12 protein-coding genes are annotated in these 12,775 nt (G+C 73.3%); 2 read left to right on the forward strand and 10 right to left on the reverse strand.

All coding sequences use genetic code 11. From position 1 onward, the window contains the following. On the forward strand, positions 1-905 hold a 905-nt coding region (locus MNZ29_RS14585; protein WP_242355651.1), incomplete at its 5' end, for a hypothetical protein. Positions 906-1,009: 104 nt separating this feature from the next. Here the strand turns inward: MNZ29_RS14585 and MNZ29_RS14590 are convergent. The 10 genes from MNZ29_RS14590 to MNZ29_RS14635 all read right to left on the reverse strand — a co-directional run bounded on the left by MNZ29_RS14590 (position 1,010) and on the right by MNZ29_RS14635 (position 11,472). Continuing rightward, entirely contained in the window at positions 1,010-1,117 is a 108-nt protein-coding gene (locus MNZ29_RS14590) for an aminopeptidase (RefSeq protein WP_242337490.1), read from the reverse strand. 91 nt (positions 1,118-1,208) lie between these two features. Beyond that, the gene (locus MNZ29_RS14595) at positions 1,209-2,600 is read right to left on the reverse strand and encodes a P1 family peptidase (RefSeq protein WP_242355653.1); all 1,392 of its coding nucleotides are present in this window, start codon (positions 2,598-2,600) and stop codon (positions 1,209-1,211) included. A gap of 9 nt (positions 2,601-2,609) precedes the next feature. Then, on the reverse strand, positions 2,610-4,802 hold the full coding sequence (locus MNZ29_RS14600; protein WP_242355655.1) for an ATP-grasp domain-containing protein: 2,193 nt from the start codon (positions 4,800-4,802) through the stop codon (positions 2,610-2,612). 89 nt (positions 4,803-4,891) lie between these two features. Further along, complete coding sequence (locus tag MNZ29_RS14605; protein ID WP_242337496.1) at positions 4,892-5,428, reverse strand: RDD family protein; 537 nt, start codon at positions 5,426-5,428, stop codon at positions 4,892-4,894. Between the two features lie 4 nt (positions 5,429-5,432). Further along, the gene (locus MNZ29_RS14610; protein WP_242355657.1) at positions 5,433-5,645 is read right to left on the reverse strand and encodes a DUF4177 domain-containing protein; all 213 of its coding nucleotides are present in this window, start codon (positions 5,643-5,645) and stop codon (positions 5,433-5,435) included. After that, positions 5,642-6,667: a porphobilinogen synthase gene (gene hemB / locus MNZ29_RS14615; protein ID WP_242337500.1), complete on the reverse strand. Its 1,026-nt coding sequence runs from the start codon at positions 6,665-6,667 to the stop codon at positions 5,642-5,644. Before hemB ends, MNZ29_RS14610 begins: the two co-directional genes overlap by 4 nt. A gap of 54 nt (positions 6,668-6,721) precedes the next feature. Next, on the reverse strand, positions 6,722-8,065 hold the full coding sequence (locus tag MNZ29_RS14620) for a DUF1015 domain-containing protein (protein WP_242337502.1): 1,344 nt from the start codon (positions 8,063-8,065) through the stop codon (positions 6,722-6,724). Positions 8,066-8,146: 81 nt separating this feature from the next. Beyond that, entirely contained in the window at positions 8,147-8,761 is a 615-nt protein-coding gene (locus MNZ29_RS14625; protein WP_242355659.1) for an L-threonylcarbamoyladenylate synthase, read from the reverse strand. Between the two features lie 33 nt (positions 8,762-8,794). Then, positions 8,795-10,201, reverse strand: a complete 1,407-nt coding sequence (locus MNZ29_RS14630) for a sugar transferase (protein ID WP_242355661.1) — start codon at positions 10,199-10,201, stop codon at positions 8,795-8,797. Beyond that, positions 10,201-11,472: a glycosyltransferase family 2 protein gene (locus tag MNZ29_RS14635; RefSeq protein ID WP_242355663.1), complete on the reverse strand. Its 1,272-nt coding sequence runs from the start codon at positions 11,470-11,472 to the stop codon at positions 10,201-10,203. Before MNZ29_RS14635 ends, MNZ29_RS14630 begins: the two co-directional genes overlap by 1 nt. A 141-nt stretch (positions 11,473-11,613) precedes the next feature. On the opposite strand from MNZ29_RS14635, the gene wecB reads away from it, so the two are divergent. Further along, positions 11,614-12,756 (forward strand): non-hydrolyzing UDP-N-acetylglucosamine 2-epimerase, encoded by a 1,143-nt coding sequence (gene wecB / locus MNZ29_RS14640; protein WP_242355666.1) that lies wholly within the window; start codon positions 11,614-11,616, stop codon positions 12,754-12,756. Positions 12,757-12,775 lie beyond the last annotated feature (19 nt).

Below are 12,775 nucleotides of genomic sequence, written 5' to 3' on the forward strand. Positions count from 1 at the left end.
CCGGCCAGCCTCGCGTCGGGCCCTCCGGCGCGCCCACCCGGGCGACCCAGTCCCCGTACTACGGCACCCGGCCCGCACCCCCGCGCGGCAGCGCCGCGGTCCGCCCCGCGCCGCCGCCCACCGGCACGGTGCCGCCGAGCCACCGCCCGGCGCCGGGCCCGTATTCTCCTCGCTACCCCTACTCCCCCTACTACCCATACTATCCGTCCTATCCATACTACCCGTACCCGGCGTACGCCCTCGGGATCGCGCCGTTCTGGTGGGGGCTCGGCTGGGGGTGGGGCTACTACCCCATGTACCGGCCCTACGTGCCCTATCCGCCGGAGGCCTATCTCCCACCGCCCGAGGGGAGCCCGGACCGCACGACGACGCTCCTGTCGCTCCAGGCGGCCGGCCACACGCGAGGCGGCGCCGGCGTGCTCGACCTCGTCATCGAGGGGCGTCACCTCGGGTTCCACGCCAGCATCGGCGCCGTGGGCCGCGACCGCCTGCGCGGCGCAATCACCAACGACGCGGCCACGCTGGGGTGGGGCACGATGCACGCGACCTGGTCGTTCCTGTCCGCGCCCTCCTACCGGATGCGGCTCGAGGTCGGCGCGTCGATGCTGTCGATGCCCGACTCGGGCGGGCTCGTCGGCGAGCCGTACGCGGGGACGATCGCGTTCGGGCCGGACGTGGGGGTGTCCGGCCACCTCGGCCTCGTCGGGCCGTTCGGCGTCGAGGGTCACGCCCGCGTGACGCCGACCCCGGTTCCCGTCACCGACGCCCGGCTCGCGGCGGCGTTCCGGGGCGGTCCGCTGGCGCTCACGCTCGGCTGGCGGGCGATCGACGTCTCGGGCGATCGGAAGGACGGCCCGCAGCTCCACTTCTCGGGGCCGGAGCTCGGGCTGGCGCTGCGGTTCTGATCGGGCGGACGGCCCGGACCGGGCAGGGAGCCGGAAAGCGCGACGGCGGGCACGGCCCGGAGGCCGCCCCGCCGCTCGTGAAGCGAGCGCCGTCGCGCGGCGCGCTACTTCTTCGCCTGGCCCTTGGAGGCCTTCTGGCGACGCTTGCGGGCCTTCCACTTCCGGCGCCGCTCGCTCTTCATCCGCATGTGCTTGCTCTTCGAGTTGGCCATGGGGCCTCCGTGGGTCGGGTCGTGTCGACCGATGGGGAAAAGTCGTCCCGGCGACGGTGTATCGCACGCCGGGGCCGGGCGCGCCAGAGCGTCAGCGGTCCGGCGTCTCGCCGCCGTCCGGGCGAGGGGCGCCCTCCCCCGTCGCTGCGCCCTCCGCCTTGGCCTCCTGCGAGTCGCTGCGCGCGTCCGCCCGCTCGATCCTCGCCGGCGGCGGCGCGCCCGCAGGCCGCGTCGGCCGCGGCATGCCCTCGGCGCCCCGAGCCGCGCTCGGCTTCGCGACGGCGGCGGGGATCCTCGGCGCCGCGCCCGGCTCTGGCTGCGGCCGGCGGCCAGCCGGCGCGGGCTCGGCGCCGTGACGCGACGTCCAGTGCTGCACGAGCTCCTTCAAGTCGGCGAGCGGCAGCGCCCGGGAGACGTGGCCGTTCGCGCCGTCCATGTCGCGCGCCATGCAGAGGGAGTTGAGGATCGCCTCCTCGGTCGCCTCGATCACGGCCTCGTAGAGCGGATCGAGCCGCTGGTCGAGGAGGATCTTCACCCGGTAGACCATCTTGCGCGACTCGCGCGGCACCTTGTTGGCGGTCGAGAACGCGAGGACGATCTCGCCCGAGCCGTGCATCGCGGTCGAGCCGACGCGGCCGATGCCGAGCGCGGCCCGCTTGGCGAGCCGGTTGAGCTGGTGGGTGATGAGCGGCGCGTCCGTCGCGATCACCGCGATGATGGAGCCGTAGTTCTGGCTCCGGCGCGGGGCCGAGCGGTAGCGCGCCTCGAGCACCTCGCCGACCGGGAGCCCGCCCACGCGGAGCTGCCGCATCACGCCGAAGTTCGACATGACGAGCACGCCCACGGTGTAGCCGCCGAGCACCTCCGGGAGCTTGCGGCTCGCGGTGCCGATCCCCGCCTTGAAGTCGCAGGTGATCATCCCCGTCCCGCCGCCCACGCTCCCCTCCGCGACCGGCCCGTCGCTCGCGGTCCGGAGCGCCTCGGTCACGTGCTCCTCGTGCACGTGCCGGCCGGCGATGTCGTTCAGCCAGGAGTCGTCGCACTCCCCGACGAGCGGGATGATGACGTCGTGCTCGTGCCCGATGCCCGGGAACCGGTCAATCATCCACTTCACGGCGGCGTCCGAGACCGCGCCGACGGAGAGCGTGTTGGTGAGGAAGATCGGCGTCTCGATGAGGCCCCACTCGAGGAGCTGGGTCATCCCCGAGACCTCGCCCGCCCCGTTCAGGATGAAGCCGCCGCCGACGACGCGCTCCTCGAACACGTTCGCCGGGTTCGGGAGGATCGCGGTGACGCCGGTGCGCACCGGCGCCTTCCCCACCTTGAGCGGCCCCGCCGCCCCGCGGATGATCGTCGCGTGGCCGACCTTCACGCCCGCGACGTCGGTGATCGCGTTCCAGCGCCCGGTCTTGTAGCGCCCGAGCGGGATCCCCATCTCCCGCGCGCGGCGGCGCGGCTCGTTCGTCGGGCGGTCGTCGGGCATCGCCCGCGATTATACGGGCGGCGCGCCCTCGCCGGGCGTCCCGGAAGGCTTCTCCGAGCCGTTCGACCCGTTGGCGGCGCCCGCGACCGCCTGCGCGTGCGCGCCCCGCTCCGCCACGGCGCGCTCCGCGAGCGCCTCGCGCTCGGCCGCCGCCTGCGCCCGCCGGGCCCGCTCCCGCTCTCGCTCCCGCTCCTGGTAGCGCCGGATCGCGAACGCCAGGATCTCGCCGATGAGCCCGCGGTAGTCGATCCCGGCGGCCTGCGAGATGAGCACGAGGTCCGACCACCCGGGCGCGAGCCCCGGCAGCGGGTTGCACTCGATGAAGTAGATCCGGCCCTCCGCGTCCATGCGGAAGTCCACCCGCGCGATGTCGCGGCAGCCGAGCGCGGTGAAGCACTCGCGCGCCGCCTTCTCGAGCCGGTCGAGCTCGCGCGGCGCGAGCTTCGCGGGGACCTCGTAGCGGATGTGCTCGTTCCAGTCCTGCTTCATCTCGAACGAGTAGATGGGCGTGGGGTCGCTCGCGTCGAGGAAGACGATCTCCATGGGCGGCAGCACGCGCGGGCGGCGCTCGCCGAGGAGCCCCACCGTGAACTCGCGCCCGGCGACGTACGCCTCGACGAGCGCCGGCTGGCGGTACTTCGCGATGAGCTCGCGCGCGACCTCGCGCAGCTCGACCTCGTCGCGCACGATGGACTTCTTCGTGACGCCCTTCGAGGTCCCCTCCGCGACGGGCTTCACGAGGAGCGGGAACGAGAGCTCGCGCGGGAGCCGCTCCTTCCCGGTGTGCATCACCACGTAGTCGGGCGTGAGCACCCCGTGCGTCCGGACCATGCGCTTCGCGAGCGCCTTGTCGAGCGAGACCGAGAGCGCGGCGGGATCCGACCCCGTGTACGGGATGTCGAGGAGCTCGAGGAGCGCCGGGACGGCCGACTCGCGGTTCCGGCCCCGGAACCCCTCGGCGATGTTGAACACGACGTCCACCGGCGTCGCCGCGAGGACGAAGGGCAGCTCGGTCGTCGCCTCGAGATCGACCACCTCGTGGCCGTAGCTCGCGATGGCCTCGCGGATCGCCTGGAGCGTCTTCGGGGAGTCGTACTCGGCCTCCTCGTCCCCCTCGCCCGACGGGTCCGGCGTGAGCCGCTTCACGTTGAAGGTGAAGCCGACCTTGAGCCGCTCGGTGCGCCTCGGGCGGCCGCGCCGGCCGCGCGGCTCGGCGATGTTGAAGCGGCGCGTCGCGCTCTGGATGACCGCGCCGAGCACGGCGTCGTCGTGGAGCCCCTCGAGCGCGGCGGAGGCATAGATGCCCGCCCCGGGCTCGAGGGAGGGCAGCGCGTTGATCTCCAGGAAGTAGATCCCGCCGTCCTCGCCGAGGCGCAGGTCGATCCGGCCGAGATCGCGGATCCCGAGCTGGCGGTAGACCGTCTCGCAGAGCTGCTGGATCCGCTCGGCCTGGCTCCGCTTCACCTTCGCCGGCGCGCGCACCGACACGTACCGGTCGAGCTTGGTCTTGAGCTCGTAGTCGTAGATGGCGTACCGGCGGGAGGCGGTGGCCGCCTCGTCGATGACGTACTCGACCGGCTGCAGCACGCCGTGCCGCTCCGGCGCGGCCGCCTCGAGGAACGGCACCGTCACGTCCCGCCCGACGATGAACTCCTCCACGAGGAGCCCCGCGGGGTAGCGCCGGAGGGACTCGCGCACCACCTCGTGGAGCCGCAGGGCGTCCTCGACCACCGAGTCCTGCGTGATGCCCTTCGAGCTGCCCTCGAAGTTGGGCTTCACGATGACGGGGTAGCGCAGGGCGTTGGGCTGGAGCTTCTGCGCGTCCTCGAGGTACTGCCAGCGCGGCGTCGTGACCCCGTGCTGGGCGAGCACGAGCTTCGTGAGCTGCTTGTCGAGCGTGAGCGCGAGGGCGTAGGCGTCGGAGCCGGTGTACGGCATCCCGAGCTCGTCGAAGAGCGCCGGGAAGAACGCCTCGCGGAAGCGGCCGCGCCGCCCCTCGGCGGTGTTGAAGATGAGGTCCGGCCCGAACGCCTCGAGGCGCGCGACGGTGCGCGACGCCGGCCCGGAGACCTCGATCCGCTCGACGCGGTGGCCGAGGCGCTCGATGGCGGCCGCCAGGGCGTCGACGGTCTCGCGGGTGTCGAACTCGGCCTCCTCCTCGGAGTCGGAGAGTCGAAGGTTGTGCGTGAGCGCGATGCGCATCGTGGGCCGGCTCCTGGAAGAACTAACGGGGGCTGCGCCTCCGCCGCGGCGGGCTCGCCTCGCTCGCTGGCGGTTCGCGGGTCATGCTCCTAGGCGGCCGACCGGGCCGCGCCGCCGCGCGTCGCGCTCGCGGAGGGCGGCGGCGCCGGCGTGGCGGCGAGGTCGGGCGCCACGGCCGCGTCCTTCGCCAGCACCTTCCCGTCGACCACCTGCGTGTCGGCGAAGATGTCGCCGATCCGGACGCCGAGCCGGTCCGTGTAGATCATGTACGCCTCGAAGGCGACGATCGGCACGCCGGCGACGAACAGCACGGGCCAGAGCAGCGGCACCGCGTAGAAGATGGCGACGAGCGCGAACGGCGCGTTGCGCAGCATGGACTCGCGGTAGCCGGCCGGCGCCCGGCGCGGCACCACGACCGTGCGCACGCCGAAGATCTTCTTGCCGATGGACTGCCCGGAGAGCAGGCCGTCGGCGACGAGCAGGTAGAGCGCGGCGAGGAGCGGCCCCACCTGCGGCGAGGCCTGGGCGAGGACGAGCGCGAGGGTGAAGTCGGCGAGCCGCGCGAGCGCGCGGAGCGACAGGTCCGCCTTGGGGTACGGGCTCCCCTCTCGCCTCGCGTCGCGCATCTCGCTACGCGCTCCCCCGCACGAAGAACAGGTAGGCCATCGCCGGCCGGTGCGACCCCTCGCGCATGACGAAGTGCACCGACTCGAAGGAGAAGCCCTCCGCGGTCCAGCGGTTCAGCGCCCCCTCCAGGCTCTCCTCGCCGACGGGCGAGACCTCGACGACCTTGTACGAGGCCGCCCCGCCGGGCTCGTCGGGCTGGGACGCCCCGCGGGTCACCCGCGCTTCCCGGTGAGGAGGTGCGCGGCCTCCTTCGCGTAGTAGGTGAGGATGAGGTCGGCGCCGGCGCGCCGGCAGCAGAGCAGGGTCTCGAGCACGACCCGCGCCTCGTCGATCCAGCCGCGCTCGGCGGCGGCCTTGATCATCGCGTACTCGCCGGACACGTGGTACGCGGCGACCGGCAGCTCGAAGCGATCGCGGATGAGCCGCACGATGTCGAGGTACGGCACCGCGGGCTTCACCATCACCATGTCGGCGCCCTCGGCGACGTCGAGCGCCACCTCGCGGAGCGCCTCCCGCCAGTTGCCGGGGTCCATCTGGTAGCCCTTGCGATCCTTGGGGATGCCCGGCCCCTCGCGCGGCGCGCTCTCCGCGGCGTCGCGGAACGGGCCGTAGAACGCGCCGGCGAACTTCGCGGCGTAGGAGAGGACGGGCACGTCTCCGTACCCCTCGGCGTCGAGCGCCGCCCGGATCGCGGCGACGCGGCCGTCCATCATGTCCGACGGGGCGACGATGTCGGCGCCGGCGCGGGCGTGCGCGACCGCCTCCTTGGCGAGGAGCGGCAGGGTCGCGTCGTTGTCGACCGAGAGGTCCTGCCCGGGGCCGCCGGCCTTCGGCGCCTTGAGGATGCCGCAGTGGCCGTGGTCCGTGTACTCGCACATGCACACGTCGGTCATCACGACGAGCCCGGGGACCTTTGCCTTGAGCGCGCGGATCGCCTGCGGGACGACGCCGTTCTCGTCGTAGGCCCCGCTGCCGATCTCGTCCTTGTGCTCGGGGATCCCGAACAGGATCACGGAGCGGACGCCCGCCTCGTACCCGGCCTGCGCCTCCGCGACGAGCTCGTCGACCGACAGCTGGAAGACGCCCGGCATCGACTTCACCGGGTTCCGCACGCGCTTGCCGGGGAGCACGAACAGCGGCCAGACGAGGTCGTCGGGCGCGAGGTGCGTCTCGCGGACGAGGCTGCGCAGCGCCTCGTTGCGGCGCAGGCGGCGGGGGCGGTCCTGGGGGAAGGGCATGACGGTTTTCTATCGCAGACTGCGGGTTTGGACAAAGAAGCGCGGCCTCGCCGGCTAGGGCCGCTCCCGGGGGTTCACCTGGCGCATCACGAGGCCGCTCTGGAGGCGCGGGTAGAAGAGCGTGCTCTTCTGCGGCATCGTCTCGCCCGCGTCGCCGATCGCCTCGACCTGCCACATCGGCGTGGGGTTCAGGAGGAACCCGAGCTGATGCTCGCCGGAGAGGACCCGGTTCACCGCCTCGCCCGCGTCCCGGACGTAGGTGAGGTTCTCCTGGTTCTCCTGCGCCCGCGGCGAGAGGCCGAGCAGGTGCTGGAAGACGATCGAGTGCAGCACCGTCACGTCGAGCGCCCGCAGCATCTGGTTCGCGGGCAGCTCCGCGTCGGAGAGGTCCACGTCGTCGCGCAGCGTGACCACGCGCGCCTTCTGGTCCTCGGCGGAGAGGAGGATGAAGGTGCTCGCCTTGCCCCCGTGCTCGGCGAGCTTGGAGATGGCCCAGGCGCGGCCCGCCGGGCGGCGGATGTCCTCGGGGAGCGTCTCCACCGTGAAGTAGCGCTCGAGCCGCTCGACGAAGCGCGGGAGGGAGAGGTCCTTCAGGCCGAACAGGAGCCGGTGCGTGGGGAACAGGAACAGGCCCGGGTCGTTCATCGGGCACAGGAACATGAGGATGTAGTGGTGCCCGCCGTCCGCGGGGAGGCCGGGGTTCGCCTCCTCGAGCTGGCGCTGGTACACGAGCGCCGTCTCGTAGCGGTGGTGCCCGTCGGCGATGAAGACGCGCTGCCGCGCGACGAGCTCGGTGAGCGCGGACACGAGCGCCGGGTCCTCGGTCCGCCACATGCGGTGGTGCACGCCGTCGTCGGAGTCGGTGTCCGCCACCGGCTCCGCCGCGGTCGCCGCGTCGAGCGTCCGCGCCGTGACCTGCGCCTCGTCCCGGTACAGGCCGAAGATGGGCGAGAGGTTCGCGCCCACGTGCCTCAGGATCTCGAGCCGGTCCGCCTTGGGCGCGACGAGCGTCTTCTCGTGCGGGACGATGATGCCCTCGCGGAACTCGTGCAGCCGCACGGCGGCCATGAAGCCGCGCCGCTTGAGGCGCCGCCCGTCCGGCGACCAGAAGCTCTGCTCCAGCGGGTAGAGCGCCGGGGTGGGGTCGCGGCGCAGCACCCCCTCGGCGAGCCAGCGCCGGAAGTACTCCGCGGCGCGCGTGTAGCGGTTCTGCGCCGGCCCGTCGCCGGGGCGCTCCTCGCCGAGGGTGATGTGGACCACGTTCTCGGTGCTGCGCCGGAGCAGCTCGTCGCGCTGCTCCTGCGAGATGAGGTCGTAGGGCGGCGCGATGAGCTGTGCGAGCGCGCGGCCCTTCGAGGCGGCGTATCGGATTCCGTGAAACGGGGCGATCTCCGCCATGGGGGTGGGACGCTAGATCAGCGCCCCGCGGGGTGCAAGGCGCCCGAGGTGACCGCGCGCATCCGGAACAGCCCCCTTGCGTCAGTCGGCCGCGGCGCGCACGGCGTCGAATGGGATGGCGCCCTCGCGCAGGAGGCGGACGCTGTCCCCCTCCACCTCCACGATCGTGCTCGGCAGCCCGCCCGGCGTGCGCCCGCCGTCGAGGACGTGGTCGATGCGCGAGAGGAGGTCCGCCGAGAGGTCTCCGGCGTCGGTCGGCGGCGCCTCGCCGGAGAGGTTCGCAGACGTCGACACGATGGCCCCGCCCGCCCGCCGGGCGAGGGCCCGCGCGACCTCGCTGCCGGGGACGCGGATGGCGACGGTCCCGGCGCCGGCCGTGACCGCCGGGTCGAGCCCCGGGAGCGCGGGGAGCACCAGCGTGAGCGGCCCGGGCCAGAAGCGCGCGGCGAGGCGGGCCGCGAGGCCCGTGAGCCCGGCGACCGCCTCCACCTGGCCGACGTCCGCCGCGAGGAGCGGCAGGGGCTTGCCCTCCGGGCGGAGCTTCGCGCGGGCGAGCCTGCCGAGCGCGGCCTCGTCGCGGGCGAGCGCGCCGAGCCCGTAGAACGTCTCGGTGGGATAGGCCACGAGGCCGCCGCGCCGGAGCACGTCCGCGGCGGCGGAGACGCGAGCGTCGAGATCGGCGGGGAGCGGCGGCACGGCCTCGAAGGATAGTCGGGCCGGAGCAGCGCGTCAGCGCGCCCCGCGCCGGAGCAGGACGGCCGGGATCGTCTGGGCGACGATGCGCAGGTCCCGCCACAGCGACCAGCCGTCGATGTAGGCGAGGTCGAGCTCCATCCAGCGATCGAACTCGAGATCGGAGCGGCCCGAGATCTGCCAGGTGCAGGTGATCCCGGGCTTCATCGAGAGCCGCCGGCGCTGCCAGCGCTCGTAGCGGCGCACCTCCTCCGGGAGGGGCGGGCGCGGGCCGACGACGCTCATCTCGCCCCGCAGCACGTTCCAGAGCTGCGGGAGCTCGTCGAGCGAGGCCCGGCGGATGAAGCGGCCGACCGCCGTCACGCGCGGATCGTCGCGCATCTTGAAGACCGGCCCGTCCGCCTCGTTGTGCTGGCGCAGGGCGTGGAGCTCGTCCTCTGCGCCGACCCGCATCGAGCGGAGCTTGTACAGGGTGAACTCGCGGCCGTTGAGGCCGACGCGCCGCTGCCGGAACAGCACCGGGCCCGGGGAGTCGAGCCGCACGGCGAGCGCGACGAGCGCGAGGACGGGCGAGAGGACGAGAAGGCCGAGGGCGCTCAGGACGACGTCGAAGGCACGCTTCGCGAGGAGCGGCAGCACCTCCTGGGGACCCGACGCGAGGGAGAGGAGCGGGATCCCGTCCAGCTCCTCGATCTCGAGCTGCGCGTCGATCGCCGGGAACAGGTCGAGCGCGATCTTCACCGGAACCCCTTGCTCCTCGCACAGCGCGATGGCCTCCTCGACGTCCCGGAGCCGATCGCGCCCCACCGCGACCACGACCAGATCCAGCACGTGCAGGTCGAGGATCTTCCCCATGTCCTCGATCGCGCCCAGCACCTGGGCTCCTCGGCGCACCGCCCCATCCGGCTCGACGATGTACCCGCAGAACCTGAGCCCCCACTCCGGGCGCGTCCCGAGCCGACGCGCCATCGCCACCGCGAGCGGCCCGCTGCCGACCACCGCGAACGCGCGGGTGTTCCGGCCACGCCGGCGGACGGCGCGCGCGGTGGTCCGGAGCACCACCCGGCTCGCGGCGAAGAGCACGAGCGCCGTCGCGAGCCAGATCCCGAAGAGCAGGCGCGAGAGCTGGTGGTCGTGCGCGATGAACGTCCCAGTGCCGAGGAGGAGCGCGAGGGTGACGGTGGCGCGGCCGAGGCGCAGCACCTCGACCCCGAGCGAGCGCGTCCGGTACGCGGCGTACACGTGGGAGGCCCCCGCGGCGGGGCTCCACAGGAGCAGCGCGGCCGCGACCCACGCCAGGTAGCGGTCGGGCGCGTAGAGATCCGGCAGGGTGCCGGGCAGCGCGCTGCGCACCCAGTACGCGAGGCCGAAGGCGAGCACCAGGAGCCCGAGATCGAGCCCCCGAAGCCCGGCAGCGACCGCTCGCGCGCGCTGCTTCAGCATCAGGCCACCCGCTCCGAGCCGGGTGGCTTTCCCCCGGGCACGGGGCGGCGCTCCGCGAGCCGCGCCTCGAGCGGGATGCTGCGGGTGTGCTGCGTCGGGACCCAGTCGCGCTTCCCGATGCGCAGGAGCCCGCGCACGAGGATGGGCAGCCAGGTGGAGTTGAAGATCGCCGTGTACGCGTAGCGCACGAACGCGCGCGCCGGCATCCCCTCGGCGCGCATCGCCGCCATGGGGAACACCGCGTAGCACGCGAGGAGCGCGCCCCAGGCGGGGAGCGGCACGGAGAACGCCGCCGCGAGCGCCGAGCCCCGGAGCGCGGCCACCCCGTGCACCGCCGCGACGCCGGCCGCGAGCACCGCCACCGCGGAGCGCGAGGGCTGCACGCACGCGATGGCGCCGTCGAGCGCCGCCTGATCGCCGTGGCGGAGCGCCCGCGCGAGGAGCGGGACGAGGTGCCGCCGCGCGACGTCCCAGCGGCCCTGCATCCAGCGCGTCCGCTGCGCGTTCGACGCCCTCATCGTGAGCGGCTTCTCGTCGAACGTGACGGCGTCGTGCGCCCACTCCACGCGGATGCCCTCGCGGAGGAGCCGCATCTGCAGCTCCGCGTCGTCCGTCACGCAGGCGGGATCCGGCGGGAAGGCGTGCAGCGTGGACGTCCGGATGCAGTAGCCCGTCCCGCCGAGCGCCGCGGACATGCCGAGGTTCTCGCGCGAGAGCTGGAAGAGGCGCGACGACACCGAGTAGCCGGTGGAGATCGCCTTCGTCACCCAGCTGTCGTCCGGGTTCTTCGTGTCGAGGTAGCCCTGCACGACGTGCGCGCCCGCGGCGAGCCGCGCGTTCATGACCGTGAGGAAGTTGGGGGACATGACGTTGTCGGCGTCGAACACGCAGATCGCGTCGGGGGTCCAGCGCGACGCGACGCGCTCGAGCGCCCAGCGGAGGGCGTGACCCTTCCCCGTGCTCCCGGGCTCGTCGCGCTCGAGCACCTCGTCCGCGCCCGCGGTCCGCGCGCGCGCCGCGGTGTCGTCGCTACAGTTGTCGGCGACGACCACGACGCGGAACATGCGGCGGGGGTAGTCGAGCTGCGTGAGCGCGCGGACCGCGTCGCCGATCACCGCCGCCTCGTCGTGCGCCGGGACGACGACGACGAAGCGGTGCAGCGGCTCGACGGCGGCGCTCTTCCGGCGCGGGAGGAAGCCGCACAGCGCGACCGCAAAAGTGTAGACGCCCAGCACGAGCAGTCCCCACTCGAGCGCGTGCAGCAAGATCATCGTAAGTCTCCCTGGGGCGCCGCCCCGCGCTCACGCGGCCGGGCGCTCATCGCGACCGCCGGCGAGTGTGATCGAGAGCTGCCTCCACCGTCCCCAGGTCCTTATATCCACACGTCGCTACTCTTGGTAACGTTTGGCGAAATGCGCATCCTGATCGTCTTCGGAACCCGTCCCGAGGCGGTGAAGCTCGCTCCCCTCGTACACGATCTCCGGCAACGCCCCGGGGCCCACGTGGAGGTATGCCTCACGGGGCAACATCGGGAGATGGTTACCCAGGTGGTCTCCTTCTTCGGGGTTGACGTCGATCACGACCTCGAGATCATGCGCACGAACCAGACGCTGTCGGACGTGGCCGCCCGGACTCTCACGGGGGTGGATCGGCTGCTCGAGTCGCGCCGCCCGGACTGGGTGGTCGTCCAGGGCGACACGACCACGTGCTTCGCGACGGCGCTCGCCGCCTTTCACCGCAAGGTCCGGGTCGCACACGTGGAGGCGGGGCTGCGCAGCGGCGACCGCTGGGCGCCGTACCCCGAGGAGATGAACCGCGTGCTCACCGCGCGGCTCGCCGACCTGCACCTCGCGCCGACGGCGCGGGCGAAGGCGAGCCTCCTCGCGGAGGGGATCCCGGAGGACCGCATCCGGGTGGTCGGCAACACCGGGATCGACGCGCTCCTCCTCGCGGTCGAGACCCTCCGTGAAAAGGGGCTCGACGAGATGTACGCGGCGCGGTTCCCGCTGCGCGCGGAGCGCCCCCTCGTGCTCGTCACCGGCCATCGGCGCGAGAGCTTCGGGCGACCGTTCGAGGAGCTGTGCGAGGCCATCCGGGACGTGGCGAGCGCGAACGACGTCGAGATCCTCTACCCGGTGCACCTCAACCCCAACGTCCGGGAACCGGTCTTCCGCATCCTCTCCGGGCTGCCGAACGTGCACCTCGTCGAGCCGGTCGAGTACCCGGCGCTCGTGTGGCTCGCGCGCCGGAGCCGCTTCATCCTGACGGACTCCGGCGGGATCCAGGAGGAGGCCTCCGCGCTCGGGAAGCCGGTGCTCGTCATGCGTGACGTCACGGAGCGGCAGGAGAGCGTCGAGGCCGGCGTGTCGCGGCTCGTCGGGACGAGCCGCGAGGTGATCCGCGAGGCCTGCACCTCCCTGCTCCGGGACGGCGCCGCCTACGCCCGGATGGCGCGCCGGGTCGATCTCTACGGCGACGGGCGCGCGAGCGCGCGGATCGGCGACGCGCTCGGGCTCTCGCCGTCGGGCGTTCCGGCCGAGTGGGCGGCGGCCTGAAGACGGCGATCCGCGAGCG

This window comes from Anaeromyxobacter sp. SG64 (assembly GCF_022690745.1).
GTDB classification, from domain to species: Bacteria; Myxococcota; Myxococcia; order Myxococcales; family Anaeromyxobacteraceae; genus Anaeromyxobacter; species Anaeromyxobacter soli.

Coding starts and splice junctions, on each gene's coding strand:
- MNZ29_RS14590 (WP_242337490.1), bottom strand. CDS start 1,117: ATGGCCAACTCGAAGAGCAAGCACATGCGGATGAAGAGCGAGCGGCGC.
- MNZ29_RS14595 (WP_242355653.1), bottom strand. CDS start 2,600: ATGCCCGACGACCGCCCGACGAACGAGCCGCGCCGCCGCGCGCGGGAG.
- MNZ29_RS14600 (WP_242355655.1), bottom strand. CDS start 4,802: ATGCGCATCGCGCTCACGCACAACCTTCGACTCTCCGACTCCGAGGAG.
- MNZ29_RS14605 (WP_242337496.1), bottom strand. CDS start 5,428: ATGCGCGACGCGAGGCGAGAGGGGAGCCCGTACCCCAAGGCGGACCTG.
- hemB (WP_242337500.1), bottom strand. CDS start 6,667: ATGCCCTTCCCCCAGGACCGCCCCCGCCGCCTGCGCCGCAACGAGGCG.
- MNZ29_RS14620 (WP_242337502.1), bottom strand. CDS start 8,065: ATGGCGGAGATCGCCCCGTTTCACGGAATCCGATACGCCGCCTCGAAG.
- MNZ29_RS14630 (WP_242355661.1), bottom strand. CDS start 10,201: ATGCTGAAGCAGCGCGCGCGAGCGGTCGCTGCCGGGCTTCGGGGGCTC.
- MNZ29_RS14635 (WP_242355663.1), bottom strand. CDS start 11,472: ATGATCTTGCTGCACGCGCTCGAGTGGGGACTGCTCGTGCTGGGCGTC.
- wecB (WP_242355666.1), top strand. CDS start 11,614: ATGCGCATCCTGATCGTCTTCGGAACCCGTCCCGAGGCGGTGAAGCTC.